Below are 14,962 nucleotides of genomic sequence, written 5' to 3'. Positions count from 1 at the left end.
GGGCAGCTTCGGCCGGAGCGCGTTGACACCGCAAGTGGTCTAGTCCAAGTTGAAGGAACCTCAGTTCGATCATCGTGGCGATCTGGGATTCAGCCACTCGGCCGCTGAAGAACTCGATCCCTGGAGTGATTGCATGCCGACGCCTGCCCCCTTTCTGTACCGCGCCGCTTCGGAGCGCCCCTACTTCAGTGCGGACGGCGAGACCTATCTCGCACAGACACCGCTGCGACACCTCGACAAGTCCCGCCCGCTGCGCGTGCTGTCGGAGGAGGACTTCGCCTTCTGGCAGACGTACGGATACGTCGTCGTCCGGAACGCCCTGACGCCCGGCGCCGCGAAGAGCCTGCTCGAATTCGCCTGGGAGTTCCAGGGCCTTGACCCCGACCGGCCCGAAACCTGGTACGCGGAGCGCGAGTTCCGCTCGGAGCTGGAACGCGACCTGCACGTCTACGGATTCGTCGAGGCGTACCACCACCAGTTCATCTGGGACAGCCGGCAGACCCAGCGCGTCTACGACGCCTTCGTCGACGTATGGGACTGCGAGGAGCTGTGGGTCACGCTCGACCGGCTCAACCTCAATCCGCCCAACCGGGGCAACCGTTCCCGGTCCCTCATCGCGCCCACCGACGAGGGCTTCGACATCGAGCTGCACTGGGACGTCGACAGCACCCTCGGCGTGCTGCCGCAGCGGGTGCAGGGCATCATCGCCCTCAACGACACCCAGCCCGAGCTGGGCGGCTTCCAGTGCGCGCCCGAGCTGTTCCGCCGGTTCGAGGAGTGGCGGATCGCCCAGCCGGCGGACCGCGACCCGATCAGGCCCGCGATCGACCGCTCCGAGTTCCCCGTGGTCCGGCCCGATCTCCAGGCCGGCGACCTGCTGATCTTCAACGGTCTGCTGGCGCACGGCGTGGCACCCAACGCCTCTGACAACGGTGTCCGGGCCGTCCAGTACCTCTCGATGATGCCGGCGCTGGAGGAACACGCGACCCTGCGGAACTCCCGCGTCGAGTCGTGGCGGACGCTGAGCACCCCGGACTGGAACGCGACGCTGCTCGGCGACGCGACCAGGCCCGAGGCGCTCCGGTACGGCCCGGCCACCCTCGACGACCTGGGCCGCAAGCTGCTGGGACAGGAACCCTGGAGCGGACGGGCGTGCGCCGAGTGAACCACGGGACCGGCGCCGACCGGATCTGTCTGGCCCTGCCCACGAATCGGGCGTGCGCCGCCACCATCGCCGCCGTCGGCGCGGAGGCGGCGTACGCGGCCCGCCACTTCGGCGTCGAGGTGCGCCTGCTGATCCTCGACTCCTGCGACGACGCCACCCGGTCGGCGCACGCCCGCGCCGTGGCGGAGCTTCCGGCCGAGCCCGGCGTGAGCGTGCACCACCTCGACGAGGCGGCGCAGCGGGACTTCCTGCGCGGCGTGATCCAGCGGTCCGGCGTCGCCGAACCCGACACGATGCTCCGGCTCCTGCTGCCCGCCGACGTCTCCTACGGCGCCTGCACGAACCGTGCCTTCCTGATCGCCGCCGCGCTCGGCTGCCGGTCCGTGCACCGCAGGGACTCGGACAGCACCTATCAAGTCCTGGACGGCGCCCCGGTCTTCCCGATCCACCACGAGCTGCGGTCACTGGGCAAGCCCGCCGCCGAGGCGTCCGCGGGTGTGACCGAAACACTCCTCGACCCGGCCCACACCCACCGGACCGTGTCCCTGGTGGGTTCCTCGTTCATCGGTGAACTCTCCGTGGACATCGGCGAGATCGCCCGCCTGGACGCGGGCGTCTACCACGACGTCGTGAGCCTGTGGGCGCCCGTCGACTGGCCGGACGAGAACAAGCGGCAGCTGGTCGAGGAGTCGTTCACCGGCGCCGGCTCCGCCCGGTTCACCGGGGACCACTCGACGCTCACCGTCGTCGACCCCATGCGGGTGGACATGTGCAACATCAGCTTCGACCACGAGGTGTACGAGCGCGTACCGCTGCCCCCGGCGACCAGCACCATCGGCAGCGACTACTTCCTCATCCACCTGGTCCACGACGCCGCGCTCCCCGGCGTGCTGCACAACCGCACCATCGAGAACTTCTACACCCCGGAACGGCGCACCGACGCCGGGTTCACCGCCTACCAGACGCGGTTCGTGAAGTTCCTGCTGTCCATGCTCTACTTCAACCACGTGTACGCCGCGATGGCGGCGGCCGGCGACGCGCTGCTCGACCGGCGCGGACACGTCCGGGCCGACACCGTCGTGGAACTGCTGCGGGCGAGCACCGGCCAGGACCGCTCCGAGAACGTGTGGCGGCTGGACCGCGTCGACACCTCGTACCGCAAACTGGGCGGCCGCTACGAGGCGTTCGCCGAGCTGCTGGCCACGCGCCGCGAGCAGCTGCTCGACGAGGCCGAGCGGGACATCGAGGAGTTCGCCCTGCTGACCGGTGCCTGGGCGCGGCTCGTGCACGCGGCCGTGGCCCAGGGGCTCGGGAGCGCGGGCGGGTGAGCGTGGACCTGCCCGCGCGGCTGTCGGCCGCCCTCGCCGCCGCCACCTCGGACCGCATCGTCTTCGACCTCACCGGGATCGAGGGCCGGTACGCGCAGCTGCTGCGTGAACTGCCGCAGACCGCCGTGCGCTTCGCGCTGAAGGCATGCCCCGTCGACGAGGTGCTGAGCTGCCTCGCGGAGCAGGGCGCCGGCTTCGACGCGGCGAGCCCGGCCGAGATCGCCCAGGCCCTGCGCACCGGGGTGCCCGCCGACCGGATCCACTACGGAAACACCGTGAAGTCCGACGCGGACATCGCCGAGGCACACCGGCTCGGGATCCGCACCTTCGCTACCGACAGCGTGCAGGACGTCGCGGCGATCGCCGCCCACGCCCCGGGCGCCCGGGTGTTCTGCCGGCTCGCCACCAGCGGCGAAGGCGCTCTGTGGGGCCTGAGCCGCAAGTTCGGCTGCACCCGGGACGACGCGGTGCGGGTGCTGGCCGCGGCAGCGGCGGCCGGCCTGACCCCGGCGGGACTGTCGGTGCACGTCGGCTCGCAGCAGCTGACCGCGGACGCCTGGCGGCAGGCGTGCGACGCGCTCGGCGACACGATCGCCGCGCTGGACGAGCGGGGCATCCGGCTCGACCACGTCAACCTCGGCGGCGGCCTGCCCGCCCTCGGCTATCTCGACCGGCAGGGCCGCCCGCTCGACCCGCCGCTGGACAAGATGTTCGCCGTCATCCGCGACGGCATGGAGCAGCTGCGGCACATCAGCCCCGCACCCCTCGACTTCGTCGTGGAGCCGGGCCGCCATCTGGTGGCCGACCACGGCGCCGTCCGCGCGCACGTGTACCGGCTCACCACGCGCGAGCAGCCCGGCGGGGACCGGGCACACTGGCTGTATCTGAGCTGCGGCAAGTTCAACGGGCTCTACGAACTGGACCAGCTCCGCTACCGGCTCGTCTTCCCGGGCCACCGGTCCGGGGACAGCGTGCCGGCGGTGATCGCGGGACCCACCTGCGACAGCGACGACGCCTACGGGGCCGGGCCCGGGACACGTGTGCCGGCCGCCGTCGCCTCGGGCGACCCCGTCTGGATCCTGTCCGCCGGCGCCTACGCCACCAGCTACACCACCCTGGGATTCAACGGCTTCCGCCCGCTGCCCTACAGCTGCACACGCGACGGACACACCGGTCCCGTCAGAACCGTGGAGGGGACGCGCTGATGGGCCAGCCGCTGCGCATCCGTGCCATCGCCGACGCCGACTGGCCGCACGTCGCCGCCCTGGAGGCCGACACCTACGCGGGCAGTTCGCTCACCGAGGGCCAGGCCGCGCTGGAGTCCCGGGGGCGGGCCTCGCCCGGCACCTGCTTCGTCCTCCACCTGGACGGCCGGCTCGCGGGCTATGTGCTCGCCCTGCCCTACCCGATGTTCCGCTACCCGGACCTGACCCGGCCGGAGGAGCTGACCCACCACTCGCGCAACCTCCATCTGCACGACCTCGTCGTCGCCGAACCGCTGCGCGGCAGGGGACTGGGACGCCGGCTCCTGCGCCATCTCACGGCCGTCGCCGCCGCCCGGAGGTACGAGCGGATCTCCCTCGTCGCGATCGACGGAATGGAGAGCTTCTGGCAGGCCCAGGGCTACCGCACGCATCCCGGCGTCCATGTCCCGCCCGGCTACGGCGGGAGCGCCGTCTACATGTCGACAGGGGTGCCCGCGCGCCGGCCCCTCGAAGAGGAGGAAGCGGGTTGATGAACGGGTTCCGCGTCCATGACGAGTCGCGCCGCGCCAAGTGGGCCATCGCCGCCCTGTTCTGCTTCCTCGGATTCCAGTACGCCACCTGGGCCTCGCGGCTGCCCACGCTCAAGACGGAACTCGGGCTGTCCGAGACGGAACTGGGGCTGCTCCTGATGGCCTGCGGTGCCGGGGCCGCGGCCTCCTTTCCGCTGGTCGCGTTCCTCATGCGGCGCTTCGGCTCCCGGTGGCTCGCCCTCGTCTCTGCCCTCGTCCTCGCGGCCTTGCTGGTGCTCCTGTCCGTGGCGCCGGACTACCCGGTCGCCCTGCTGATCATCTGCTGTGACGGGGTCGGCGTCGGCGCGCTGAACGTCGCCATGAACGCGCAGGGCGCCGAACTGGAGACGAGGTTCCGCCGCACCGCCATGTCCCAGCTGCACGCCACGTTCAGCGCCGGGCTGCTCGGCGCCGCGCTGCTGGCCTCCGGGGTGAACCTGGTGACGTCGGCGATGACGGCGCACTTCGCCGCGGCCGTCGTCCTGCTGATGCTGCTGCTGGCCTACGCCCGGCCGGGGCTGCTCACCGACGCGGGTCCGCAGCCCGCTCAGGCGGCGGCGGAGCAGGACACCGGTGCGCAGCCGCCCGAGGAGGCGGAGAAGCGCCGCTCGGCGCTGACCGTGCCGTCGCGCATGACGCTGTGGATGGGGTGCGCCATGGCGTTCGGCACCGTGACCGAGGGCGCCATGAACGACTGGTCCGCGCTGTACATGAAGGACGTCGCCAAGGCGTCGGAGGCGGTGGCGCCGATGGGCATCGCCGTCGTCTCGGTGATGATGCTGGTGGCCCGGGTCTTCGCCGACCGCTGGCGCACCCGCTGGGGCGACGGACGTGTCGTACGCGTCGGCAGCGCGGTGGCCGGCATCGGCCTCGCGCTCGCCCTCCTGGCCGGCGGGGTGGTACCCACGCTGGCCGGCTTCGCCTGCGTGGGCCTCGGCGCGGCGGCCGTCACACCGTGCGTGTACGTGGCCGCGGCGGCGAAGGGGTCCGACGCCCTGGCGCTGGTGGCCGCGATGGGCACCACCGGGCTGCTGGTCGGGCCGGCCCTGATCGGCTTCATCGCGGGCGCGGCCGGCCTGGTCCCGGGCATGGCCGCGGTGGCGGTCTCGGCGCTGATCGTCTGCCTGTCGGCGACCCGGATCCGCTGGGGCTCCCTCGTCCCGGCGGCCGCCGAATGACCGCCGGGCGGGGACCCGGGACACGACAGCGCTGCGGCCCGGCGGTGTCCGATTCGTTCAAGAGAACGGCCCCGGCGGTCGACTAGGGTCGCCGCCATGGAGAACACCCGCAAGGAATCCCGCCACCTCAGCACGTATGTCGACCGTTCCGTGGCGGACGTCTACGCCTATGCGTCCGACCCGGCCAACCTGCCGGCGTGGGCGCTCGGGCTGGGCGGCTCCATCGAGCGGATCGACGGCCAGTGGGTCGCGCAGTCCGCACCGATGGGGCGCGTCGTGGTGGCGTTCGTGCCCGCGAACGACCTGGGCGTCCTCGACCACGACGTCACGCTGCCCTCGGGCGAGACCGTGCACAACCCGCTCCGCGTGATCGCCGACGGCGCGGGCAGCGAGGTGGTGTTCACCCTGCGCCGCAGGCCGGGGACGGCCGACGCCGAGTTCCAGCGGGACGCCGACATGGTCGCCGCCGACCTGGCCCGGCTCAAGGAGGTGCTGGAGGGCTCCGCCGGGTGACGGGCCGGGCCGGCGGCGAGGCCGATGCCGGTGATCACGCCGTCCCGGCCGCCGGCCGTGGCGAGGGAACGCCGTCCGCCGTGGCGGCGATGGGTCAGGAGCCGGCCGTCGCCGTGTCCGCCGCCGTGCGGAGGGTCTCCGCCAGTTCCCGGCCCAGCTGCGGGGTCGCCGCCACCACACCGGACCAGCGCCGGGTCAGATCGGTGTCGAACTCCAGCGGTCTGCCCCGCACGTCCAGCACCGCGCCACCCGCCCGGGTGACCATCACCGCCGCGGCGGCCAGGTCGACGAGCCGGTGCGTGTCCGAACAGGCGTCCGCGAAGGCGTCGATGGCGCCCTCCGCCACCAGCGCCGCCTCCAGACATGTGGTGGACAGGATGCGTACCCGGGCGGCGCGCGAGGCCGCCGCCCACCAGGCCGCGGCCGGGCCAGGCACGGAGGTGTGCGGACGCAGCAGCGACAGCGCCGCACCGGCCAGCTCCGTGCGGCCCGAGGTGCGGTACGGCGTCGGCACCTCACGATGGGCCCACCAGGACCGGCCGGTGTCCAGCCAGACCGTGTACGCCTCGGTGAACTCGCCCGCGATCGCGACGGCCCCCGCGAACGCCGTCAGCGGAACCCCCGCCGCGCCGTTCGCCGAGCCGTCCAGCGGGTCGATGACCAGGGAGACCTCACTGCCCTTGTCGATCCAACCGCTCTCCTCGGAGAGGATGTTGACGTGGTGGGGCTCCAGCGCGCGCAGCACGGCGTCCTCCACGATGCGGTCGATGCGCATCGTCGGGGTGCCGTCCGCACCCTCGGCGACGGCCTCGGCCAGCGTGGCACGGTCATGGGCGGCGCGCGCCCTGGCATAGGCGGTGCGCGCGGCTTCGGCGGCCGCGGTGAGCGCCGCGTCGGGGGAGCCGGGTGTCGGATTCATACAACGGTCCTGTTCTGTGTCGGACGGCGGCCGGGACCGGCCGCCGCGGGTGACGGGGGACGGGGCTCAGCGGGCCGCGGCGCCGAGGAGCCGGGCCACGGACACCGGCGCGTCCGCGCCGTCCGCGGACTCCTCGGCGAGCAGGGCCATGCGCACGGTCTGCTGGCCGCCGTCCGCCGTGACGACGGTCAGGTCGGCCCGCAGCCCCGGCACCAGGGCACCCCGGTCCGGCAGCCCCGCGGTCCCGGCGGCACCCGACGTGACCAGGGCCACCGCCCGGTGCAGCGGCACCACCCCGTGCCGCGCCAGCCACAGCGCGGCGGCGAGCAGCGTGGTCGGCATGTAGTCGCTGGACAGGTTGTCGACGAGACCCGCCGCGATCAGCTCGGTGGCGCTCACGTTGCCGCTGTGCGAACCGCCGCGCAGCACGTTCGGCGCACCGGCGACCACCGGCATCCCCGCGTCCCTGGCCGCCCGGGCGGCGGCCACGGTGGTGGGGAACTCGGCGACGGCGGCCCCGGCCGCCCGCACCTGGGCGATCTCCTCGACGCTCTCCACGTCATGGGCGAGCAGCCGGATGCGGCCGGCGCCCGCCTGCTCGCTGAGATAGGCGAGGGACAGCGCCCGCTGCCGGATGCCGTCGGCCCGCGCGGCGATCCGCTGCTCGATGTACGCCTCCGCCTCGGCGGCGCTGATCCGCTCCTGGGTCTGGATCGTCCGGCGGTAGGACTCCAGGTCCCGGTACTGCCCCTGGCCGGGCGTGTGGTCCTCGTACGACACCAGCGGCCGGACCCCGGTGTCCGACAGCTCGGCCAGGGCCCGCCGGAGCACGTCGAGGGCGTCGGGGTCGCGCGCGTCCAGGCGGTGCAGCAGCCGGTGGTCGACCAGGCCGAGACCGCCGGCGGCCCGCTCCTGCACGGCGCGGCTGAGGGCCAGGGACCGTTCGATCGTACGGTCCTTGAGGACGTGGGTCTGATAGCTGACGGCGTGGTGCATGGTCGTGACGCCCGCCGCCCGGACCCGGCCCTCGAAGCTGACCACGGCGAAGTCGGGCGGGAACTCCACGGTGGGCCGCGGACGCTGCTCCTTCTCCAGGGCGTCGCTGTGGGTGTCCACGATCCCCGGCATCAGCAGCGCCCCGCGCAGGTCCCTGGCCTCGGCCGGCACCGCGCCCGGGACGGCCGGACCGACCTCGGTGATCAGCCCGTCCTCGACGACGACGAGGGCGTCGTCCACGACGGTGTCCGGCAGGACGGCTCGGGCGTGGGCGAAGACGTAACGGCTCATCGGGCCACCTCCAGCGGCAGGGAAGAGTCACGCAGAATCTGCTCGGGCGGGCCGGAGGCCAGCACCCGGCCGCCACCGAGCACCACCACGCGCGTGGCCAGGCGTTCGATGGCGTCGAGATCGTGGAAGACGGACAGGACCGCGGTGCCGGTCCGCTCCAGCCGGGCGATCAGGTCAAGCACGGCGGACCGGTTGGCCGGGTCGAGGGCGGAGACCGGCTCGTCGAGCAGCAGCAGCCGGGGCGGTGCGATGGTGCCCGCGGCGATGTTGACCCGCTGCTTCTGGCCACCGGAGAGCACGGTGGCGTGCATGTCCCACAGGTGCTCGGCGATGCCCACCTGCCGCAGCGCGGCGGCGGCCGCCTCCCGGGCCGCGTCCCGCGCCATCCCGCGCGCGGTGCCCGCCGAGGCCACGGTGGTCAGCACCGACCGGCGCGGCTGGGCCTTGAGGAACTGGGAGACATAGCCGATCTCGTGGCCGCGCAGATCGGCCACCGTGGCGTCCGGCAGCGCGGCCACGTCCACCAGGTCGCCCGCCGCGGTACGGAACCAGATGTGCCCGCCGCCCGCCAGATAGGTGCGGTACACGCAGCGCAGCAGGGTGGACTTGCCGGCCCCCGAGGTGCCGGCCAGCGCGACGTGCTCGCCCGGTGCCACGTCGAGGTCGACGCCGTGCAACGCCTCCACGACCCGGCCGTCGATGGTGTGCAGGGTGAAGTCCTTGCGCAGGCCGCGCACCGACAGCACGCTCCCGGCGGGCAGGTCGGCCGGCGGTGCGCTCGGCTGGAGTGTGGTCATCGTCCTCATCCTCGGGCCGCCGCGACGAGCTGCTGGCTGTAGGGGTGCTGGGGGTCCTCCAGGAGCTGGTCGGTCAGCCCCGACTCCACGACCCGGCCGTGCTGCATCACCAGGACCCGGCGGGTGAGCAGGTCGATCACGGCGAAGTCGTGCGAGACGACCACGGCGGCCACCCCGGTCTCCTCCAGCAGCTCCCGCAGCAGATCGAGCACGCCCGCGGCGACGGAGGCGTCGAGCCCCGTGGTCGGCTCGTCAAGGAGCAGCACCGGCGGGTCGTTGGCGAGCGCCTTGGCGATCTGCACCCGCTGCCGCATCCCGCCGGAGAACGTGCGCACCAGGTCGTCCATGCGGTCCAGCGGCACCTCGACGCGGCGCAGCAGCGAGGCGGCGCGTTCCCGGATCCGGCCGTAGTGGCGCCAGCCGACCGCGGTCAGCGGGTCCGCGATGTTGCCGCCCGCGGTGACGTCCAGATTGAGTCCCGCGGCGGGGTCCTGATAGACGGCGGAGAGCTGGTGCAGCCGGAGCCCCCGCCGGGCGGACGGATCGAGCGTGCGGACGTCGACGGTGCCGTCGCCGACGCCCCGCAGGTTGATGGTGCCGGTGGTGGCGTCCTCGTCGCCGGCGATGCACCGCATCACGGTGGACTTGCCGGAGCCGGACTCCCCGATGATGCCGAGTGCCTCGCCGGGCGCGACCTCGAAACCGACGTCCCAGGCGGCGACCACCGCTCCGGTGGCGGGTGAGATCACGGTGCCGGACTCCGGACCGGTGCCGGGGACGGACTCGGGGGACGGGTCGCCGTAGATCCGGCCCAGCCCCTCTACCTTCAGGGCCCAGGCGGGCGGGGCCACGGTGGCGGTGCTCATGCGGTTTCTCCCTGGACGGGCTGGGCGGGCGCCGGTGCGTCGCCGGTACGGCGACGGCGGCAGAAGTCGGTGTCGGAGCAGACCCAGGTGGTGAACCGCCCGTCGGCGGCGGGCTCCTGGACGATGTAGGTGTCGGCCGACCCGCACAGCCGGCAGGCGGCGCCGGGCGTGTGCTCCACCTCGAACGGGCGGTCCTCGAAGGTCAGCGGGACGACGGAGGTGTGCGGGGGAACGGCGAAGATCCGCTTCTCCCGGCCGGCCGAGAGCACGGTGATCGCCTCGGACCTGTCGAGCTTGGGCACGTCCCAGCGCGGGATGGGGCTGGGCGTCATGATGTACCGGCCCTCGACCAGCACCGGGTATCCGGCGGCGGCGGTGATCAGGCCGTTGTGCACCACGTCCTCGTACAGCCGGACCCACATCTTGGCGTAGTCGGCCTCGGCGTGCATCCGCCGCTGCTCGTCCATGTCCCTGACGATCCCGGCCAGGGGCTCGGCGCCGGGCACCTGGAGGACGAGCACCTGCCCGTCGCGCAGCGGCTGTTCGGGGATGCGGTGGCGGGACTGGATGATGTCGGCGTGGCGGGTGTCGGTCTCCTCCTCGCAGCCGACGTGGCTCACCACGAGCCGGCGCAGATTGGACGCGTTGACCCCGGCGTCCTCTCCCTGGTCGATGACCTTGAGCCGGGAGTCCTCGCCGACCAGCGAGAGGGTGGCCTGCAGGCCACCCGAGCCCCAGCCGCGGGCCACCGGCATCTCCCGGGAACCGAAGGGCACTTGGTAGCCGGGGATGGCGATGCCGCTGAGCATGGCCCGGCGGATCTCCCGCTTGGAGAGTTCGTCGAAGATGCCGGGCTGCGGCGGCGGGCCGGCGAGTCGGGCGGTCAACTGGTCGTTCATGCGGTGTCTCCGGTGTGTGGGGCGTCCCCGCGCGCGGCACGGGCGCGTTCGAGGACCGACGTGAACTCGACGTGGCGGGGCAGCTTCAGGCGCTGCACATAGCCCGTGGAGTCCAGGCCGTCCAGCGTGAGCAGGACGTCGTGCTGGAGGTCGGCGGCGCCCTCGTGATGGCTGAGCAGCAGATCGAGGCCGGCCATGGAGATCGCCTTGCGCTCGTTGTGGCCGAAGCAGATGCCGTAGCCGACGTCCAGGGTCATGGGCAGCTCGCCGGCGCGCGGCAGGCTGTGGAAGGTCTGCACCTCGCTCACCCGCACCTGGCCGACCGTGACCGGGCGGCCGGTGACCGGGTGGGTCATCCGCACGGGCAGCGCGCCGTGGCGCAGTTCGCCCGGCACCTCGTGCCCGGCCGGGCGCCAGTCGGAGCCGTACCACAGGTGCAGCAGCGAACCGGTGTCGGCCCGGGCCATGGTCTGCAGCCACGCCGAACGGGGGGCGCCGGGGCGCACCGGGTGCCGGGTCACGTCGTACGGCTCCGGGTCGGCCGCGCCGCTCGGCGGGGCCACGACACCCATCTCCCGGAAGACGGACAGGACATGCGCGGGCGTGCGCTCCACGCCGTCGGCCGCCGGGGGCGGCGCCTCGTGCGTGTGCGGCGTCCCCGGGTGCGGTGTCCCGGTCGGGTGTTCGTGGGTGTGGGGTGTTCCGGTCGGGTGTTCGTGGGCGTGCGGCCGGGGGCCGGCCGCCGGGCCGTTGCCGTCGGGGCCGGGGGCCGTGGAGCGGGCCCGGCCCTCGTCCTCGGGCAGCAGGTCGAGCAGCCGCCCCACATAGTCCAGGGTGCGGCCGAGCACCTGCCCGCCGGGCGGATTGCGGAAGGCGGAGCTGATCCGGCGTACGACCCGCAACTCCCCGGTGGGCACCGGCGGGGTGACGCCGAGCCGGGGCAGGGCGGTGCGGTGCGCGCGCAGCAGGTGCGCGGCCTCCGGCAGATCGCCCCCGGACTGGCGGATGGCGCGGGCGGCGAGGCGGGGGGCCCACAGGCCGCCCTCGCCCATCACCCGGTCCACGGCCAGTCCGAGCCGCTCGGTGATCTGCTCCGTGTCCAGCGGCGCGCTCCGGCCGCCGGAGCGCGCCCGCTCCACCAGCCGCGCGGCCGCCCGGGCGGCCCGCCCTCCGGTGTCGTCCACGGCGGTCACGCCCGGCCTCCCGCCGCGGCGCGGACCGCCTGGACCCGCTCCATCGTCGAGCGGAAGTCCACATAGTGCGGCAGCTTGAGGTGTTCGAGGAAGCCGGACGCCTCCGGGCCGTCCAGGGCGATCAGCACTTTCTGCTCCAGTCGGTCGGTGTGCGGGTCCCGGTGCACCAGCAGGTCCAGACCCGCCATGGCCAGCGCCTTCGGTTCGTTCTCGCCGAAGCACAGGCCGTACCCGAGGTCGAAACGGGTGCCGTCGGGCCGCGGCCGGGCGATGGGCCGCACCGTGCGGGCCTCGGTGACCTGGACGGCCGCCACCGTGACGGGACGGCCGGTGTGCGGGTGGGTGACCCGCAACGGCAGCCGTCCGCGCCGCAGTTCGAGGGGGATCTCCGGGCTCTGGTGGCGGGGCGAGCGCCCGCAGGTGTACCAGAGGTGGGTGAGCGAGCCGGTCTCGGCGCGGGCCATGGCGCTGAGCCGGGCCGAGCGGGGGGTGCCCGGCCGGGCCGGCGCCCGGGTGATGTCGTACGGTTCGGGGTCGTCGGTGTTCCGGCGGTCGGGCAGCAGACCCGCGTCGCGGAGCACGGCCTCGGGATCGGATCCGGCGGATTCGGGGAGCCGGTCGTGCGGCAGATCCGGTCCGTTCGGCACCTCGCAGGTGTGCGCCCCGGCCGGTCCTTCGGGGCCGAGATCCAGCAGCCGCGGGGTGAAGTCGGCGCTGCGGCCGAGGAGTTGGCCGCCGGGCGGATTGCGGTGGGCGGGCGCGACCCGGCGTACGGCAGGGAGTTCCGCGGTGTCGGCGGGCAGGCTGTAGCCGAGCCGGGGCAGCGTGGAGCGGTGCGCGCGCAGCAACTGCGCGGCCTCCAGCAGATCGCCCTGGGACTGGCGGACGGCGCGGGCGGCGAGGTGGGGGGCCCACAGGCCGCCCTCGCCCATCACCCGGTCCACGGCCGGGCCCAGCCGTTCGGTGATCTGGTCCAGTTCCAGCCAGCGGCTGTGGCCGCCGAACCGGGCCCGCTCCACCAGCCGCTCGGCCGCCTCGATGGCCTCCTGGCCGCCGCGCACTCCGGAATAGCCCATGTCACACGCCCCGGACGAGGCGGACGCGGGTGGTGCGGGGCAGCCCGGTCACGGAGGCGTCCCGGGCGAGCAGGAACACGTCGACCCCGCAGGGGAAGCCGGCGTTCGCCCGGCCGAGCGCGTCCACGACGTCGGCGGCCAGGCCGCGTACGGCGACGCGGCGTTCGCCGGGAACGCCCGGCCCGGTCAGGGCCAGCACCAGGACGTCGGCCGCCACCGTGTCCGGCGCCCCGTCAGAGGCGTCGGCGAGGGTGTCCACCTGGGCGAAGACCCGGGCGCCCCGTTCGGGGTCGAGCGGGCGGCCGCGGTGCAGCGCGGCGACGTCCGGTGCGGTGAGCGGGCGCAGCGCGACGACACAGCGGGCCGCGGACAGGGCGGCCCGGGGTGCCCGGGTGGCGGTGTGCGCCGCCTCGGCCCAGGCGTCGTACTCCGGGTCGCCGCCGGTCAGAACGTGCAGCGGCACCTCTACGTCGGCCAGTCCGCAGGCGGCGACCGCGGCGGCCGGAGCACCGTCCGGCACGTCGAGCCGGCCGATGCGGCCGGGCCGGGCGAGCACGTCCAGCAGCACGGTGAAGTCGCGCTGGGACTCCCGCGGGCCGCGCCGCAGCGCGCGGACCAGGGTTCCGGTGTGCGCCGCGGACGTCCGGGCGGGACGCAGCAGGGACTCGGTCATGTCAGCTCCTCGAAGGCGACGGTGGTCGCCGTGATGTCGGCCCACTCGGCGGCGTCCTCGGCCGCGCGGCGCTCGGCGACGGCGGCGCACAGGGCGTCGACCTCGGCGCGGGCGGCGGGCGAGGCGGCGGCGACCGCGTCCAGCAGCGCGCCGGCCAGGGCGGCCACCCGGTCGTCGTCGGCGCGCATGCACCAGCCGGGCACCCCGTCGACCTCGACGGAGCACTCGGTCACCAGGACCTCACCGAGGTAGAACCGGGTCTCCTCGACGGGCTCGCGCACCTGGAGGACGACCATGCCGACCTCGGGGGCCTTCACCACGGTGGGCGGGGGAGTGGCGCCGTCGGCGAGCAGCCGTTCGGCGAGGGGCACGATCTCGTCGTGCTCGGCGGCGGCGAGGAGTTCGCAGCGCCGCTCACGGGTCAGCGTGTCGGGCACGCCGGCTCCTTCCAGTCGGTTGTGCACCGGTCCGGTCTCCCGGCCGGTCATGTCCACGGCCCATCGAGCTCGACGATGATCCGGGTGCAGTCGGGACGGCTCCAGGTGTTGCTGCACATCACCGTCCGTCCGGTGTCCCGGTCCCGGCTCAGGCTCTCGACCAGCCACACCGGACGGGTGTGGTCGGTCTCCAGACCGGCGGCGACCTCCGGTCCCGGCACGGAGTAGCTGACCCGGCACCAGGCCCGTACCGGGCTCACCCCGCACATCTGGCGCAGGATGGCGTCGAGCGACTCCACGGCGTGGACGGCCGCGTCCAGTTCGGGCAGCAGATCGACGGGGATCCACTCCTGCGACCAGCCGCTGAGCAGGCCGTCGATGTACGACTGCCGGGTGAGCAGATGGGCCGGGCTGCCCTCGGGCCGTTCCAGCCGGTCCGCCATCTCGCCCGGCAGGGCCAGCCGGCGCACGTCGCGCACCACGGTGCGCGGGTCGCCGCCCGCCTCCCGGACGGTCTGGTGCAGCGAGGGCGCCTTGCGCTGGGAGAGGACGTAGTCGATGCGGCGGTTGACGAAGGTCCCGGCCCCACGGACCCGGCGCACCAGCAGCCGGCCCTCCAGTTCCTGGACGGCCGCCCGGGCGGCGGCCCGGCTCACGGCGAACCGGGCGGCGATCTCGTGCTCGCTGGCGATCCGGGTCCCGGCCGGCTGGCCGGCGATCTCGGCGGCGAGCACATCGGCTATCTCTGCGTACCGGCTTTTGTTGGCCACGGCACGCATCCTGCGAGCGCAACCTGTCCGTACAAGCGCCCGTGTGCGAACAGTTCACCGACCGCCGGTGAATGCACCAGACAGTTG

At 73.9% G+C, this 14,962-nt stretch carries 16 protein-coding genes; 6 read left to right on the top strand and 10 right to left on the bottom strand.

What is annotated here, in order from left to right; translation table 11 throughout:
• Nucleotides 1–133 precede the first annotated feature (133 nt).
• The 6 genes from CTZ28_RS14295 (at nt 134) to CTZ28_RS14270 (ending at nt 5,958) form a co-directional block, all read left to right on the top strand.
• A complete protein-coding gene (locus CTZ28_RS14295) occupies nt 134–1,165 on the top strand; it encodes a phytanoyl-CoA dioxygenase family protein (protein ID WP_121889732.1) in 1,032 nt (343 codons plus the stop codon).
• Nucleotides 1,162–2,493 (top strand): DUF6271 family protein, encoded by a 1,332-nt coding sequence (locus CTZ28_RS14290; RefSeq protein WP_121889731.1) that lies wholly within the window; start codon nt 1,162–1,164, stop codon nt 2,491–2,493. The genes CTZ28_RS14295 and CTZ28_RS14290 overlap by 4 nt, the downstream gene beginning before the upstream one ends.
• Nucleotides 2,490–3,698: an alanine racemase gene (locus CTZ28_RS14285; RefSeq protein ID WP_121889730.1), complete on the top strand. Its 1,209-nt coding sequence runs from the start codon at nt 2,490–2,492 to the stop codon at nt 3,696–3,698. Before CTZ28_RS14290 ends, CTZ28_RS14285 begins: the two co-directional genes overlap by 4 nt.
• Entirely contained in the window at nt 3,698–4,228 is a 531-nt protein-coding gene (locus CTZ28_RS14280) for a GNAT family N-acetyltransferase (protein ID WP_121889729.1), read from the top strand. The genes CTZ28_RS14285 and CTZ28_RS14280 overlap by 1 nt, the downstream gene beginning before the upstream one ends.
• Nucleotides 4,228–5,445 carry an MFS transporter gene (locus CTZ28_RS14275; protein WP_121889728.1) on the top strand — a complete coding sequence of 406 codons (1,218 nt, stop codon included), beginning with the start codon at nt 4,228–4,230 and terminating at the stop codon, nt 5,443–5,445. Before CTZ28_RS14280 ends, CTZ28_RS14275 begins: the two co-directional genes overlap by 1 nt.
• A gap of 96 nt (nt 5,446–5,541) precedes the next feature.
• Nucleotides 5,542–5,958, top strand: coding sequence for an SRPBCC family protein (locus CTZ28_RS14270; protein ID WP_121889727.1), 417 nt, complete (start codon nt 5,542–5,544; stop codon nt 5,956–5,958).
• A gap of 94 nt (nt 5,959–6,052) precedes the next feature.
• Here the strand turns inward: CTZ28_RS14270 and CTZ28_RS14265 are convergent, their stop codons facing one another.
• From CTZ28_RS14265 to CTZ28_RS14225, 10 genes are all read right to left on the bottom strand, one after another.
• Nucleotides 6,053–6,877: an inositol monophosphatase family protein gene (locus CTZ28_RS14265; protein ID WP_121889726.1), complete on the bottom strand. Its 825-nt coding sequence runs from the start codon at nt 6,875–6,877 to the stop codon at nt 6,053–6,055.
• Nucleotides 6,878–6,943: 66 nt separating this feature from the next.
• On the bottom strand, nt 6,944–8,164 hold the full coding sequence (locus CTZ28_RS14260) for an alpha-D-ribose 1-methylphosphonate 5-triphosphate diphosphatase (protein ID WP_121889725.1): 1,221 nt from the start codon (nt 8,162–8,164) through the stop codon (nt 6,944–6,946).
• The gene (locus CTZ28_RS14255) at nt 8,161–8,961 is read right to left on the bottom strand and encodes an ATP-binding cassette domain-containing protein (protein ID WP_121889724.1); all 801 of its coding nucleotides are present in this window, start codon (nt 8,959–8,961) and stop codon (nt 8,161–8,163) included. The genes CTZ28_RS14260 and CTZ28_RS14255 overlap by 4 nt, the downstream gene beginning before the upstream one ends.
• A gap of 5 nt (nt 8,962–8,966) precedes the next feature.
• The gene (locus CTZ28_RS47690; RefSeq protein ID WP_220795333.1) at nt 8,967–9,827 is read right to left on the bottom strand and encodes an ATP-binding cassette domain-containing protein; all 861 of its coding nucleotides are present in this window, start codon (nt 9,825–9,827) and stop codon (nt 8,967–8,969) included.
• Nucleotides 9,824–10,726, bottom strand: coding sequence for an alpha-D-ribose 1-methylphosphonate 5-phosphate C-P-lyase PhnJ (locus CTZ28_RS47685; protein WP_220795332.1), 903 nt, complete (start codon nt 10,724–10,726; stop codon nt 9,824–9,826). Before CTZ28_RS47685 ends, CTZ28_RS47690 begins: the two co-directional genes overlap by 4 nt.
• Complete coding sequence (locus tag CTZ28_RS14245) at nt 10,723–11,919, bottom strand: carbon-phosphorus lyase complex subunit PhnI (RefSeq protein WP_121889723.1); 1,197 nt, start codon at nt 11,917–11,919, stop codon at nt 10,723–10,725. Before CTZ28_RS14245 ends, CTZ28_RS47685 begins: the two co-directional genes overlap by 4 nt.
• The gene (locus CTZ28_RS14240; protein ID WP_121889722.1) at nt 11,916–12,995 is read right to left on the bottom strand and encodes a carbon-phosphorus lyase complex subunit PhnI; all 1,080 of its coding nucleotides are present in this window, start codon (nt 12,993–12,995) and stop codon (nt 11,916–11,918) included. Before CTZ28_RS14240 ends, CTZ28_RS14245 begins: the two co-directional genes overlap by 4 nt.
• A 1-nt stretch (nt 12,996) precedes the next feature.
• Complete coding sequence (gene phnH, locus CTZ28_RS14235) at nt 12,997–13,668, bottom strand: phosphonate C-P lyase system protein PhnH (protein WP_121889721.1); 672 nt, start codon at nt 13,666–13,668, stop codon at nt 12,997–12,999.
• The gene (phnG, locus tag CTZ28_RS14230; RefSeq protein ID WP_121889860.1) at nt 13,665–14,105 is read right to left on the bottom strand and encodes a phosphonate C-P lyase system protein PhnG; all 441 of its coding nucleotides are present in this window, start codon (nt 14,103–14,105) and stop codon (nt 13,665–13,667) included. Before phnG ends, phnH begins: the two co-directional genes overlap by 4 nt.
• 47 nt (nt 14,106–14,152) lie before the next feature.
• The gene (locus CTZ28_RS14225) at nt 14,153–14,875 is read right to left on the bottom strand and encodes a GntR family transcriptional regulator (protein ID WP_220795331.1); all 723 of its coding nucleotides are present in this window, start codon (nt 14,873–14,875) and stop codon (nt 14,153–14,155) included.
• Nucleotides 14,876–14,962 lie beyond the last annotated feature (87 nt).

Source organism: Streptomyces shenzhenensis (assembly GCF_003688995.1).
Classification (GTDB): Bacteria; Actinomycetota; Actinomycetes; order Streptomycetales; family Streptomycetaceae; genus Streptomyces; species Streptomyces shenzhenensis_A.
The sequence above is the reverse complement of the archived record's forward strand: the minus strand, read 5'-3'. Positions and strand labels throughout refer to the sequence as shown.

Excerpts from the sequence above, each read along its gene's own strand:
- CTZ28_RS14295 (WP_121889732.1), top strand. The coding sequence starts at position 134 with ATGCCGACGCCTGCCCCCTTTCTGTACCGCGCCGCTTCGGAGCGCCCC.
- CTZ28_RS14280 (WP_121889729.1), top strand. The coding sequence starts at position 3,698 with ATGGGCCAGCCGCTGCGCATCCGTGCCATCGCCGACGCCGACTGGCCG.
- CTZ28_RS14275 (WP_121889728.1), top strand. The coding sequence starts at position 4,228 with ATGAACGGGTTCCGCGTCCATGACGAGTCGCGCCGCGCCAAGTGGGCC.
- CTZ28_RS14270 (WP_121889727.1), top strand. The coding sequence starts at position 5,542 with ATGGAGAACACCCGCAAGGAATCCCGCCACCTCAGCACGTATGTCGAC.
- CTZ28_RS14265 (WP_121889726.1), bottom strand. The coding sequence starts at position 6,877 with ATGAATCCGACACCCGGCTCCCCCGACGCGGCGCTCACCGCGGCCGCC.
- CTZ28_RS14260 (WP_121889725.1), bottom strand. The coding sequence starts at position 8,164 with ATGAGCCGTTACGTCTTCGCCCACGCCCGAGCCGTCCTGCCGGACACC.
- CTZ28_RS14255 (WP_121889724.1), bottom strand. The coding sequence starts at position 8,961 with ATGACCACACTCCAGCCGAGCGCACCGCCGGCCGACCTGCCCGCCGGG.
- CTZ28_RS47690 (WP_220795333.1), bottom strand. The coding sequence starts at position 9,827 with ATGAGCACCGCCACCGTGGCCCCGCCCGCCTGGGCCCTGAAGGTAGAG.
- CTZ28_RS47685 (WP_220795332.1), bottom strand. The coding sequence starts at position 10,726 with ATGAACGACCAGTTGACCGCCCGACTCGCCGGCCCGCCGCCGCAGCCC.
- CTZ28_RS14240 (WP_121889722.1), bottom strand. The coding sequence starts at position 12,995 with ATGGGCTATTCCGGAGTGCGCGGCGGCCAGGAGGCCATCGAGGCGGCC.
- phnH (WP_121889721.1), bottom strand. The coding sequence starts at position 13,668 with ATGACCGAGTCCCTGCTGCGTCCCGCCCGGACGTCCGCGGCGCACACC.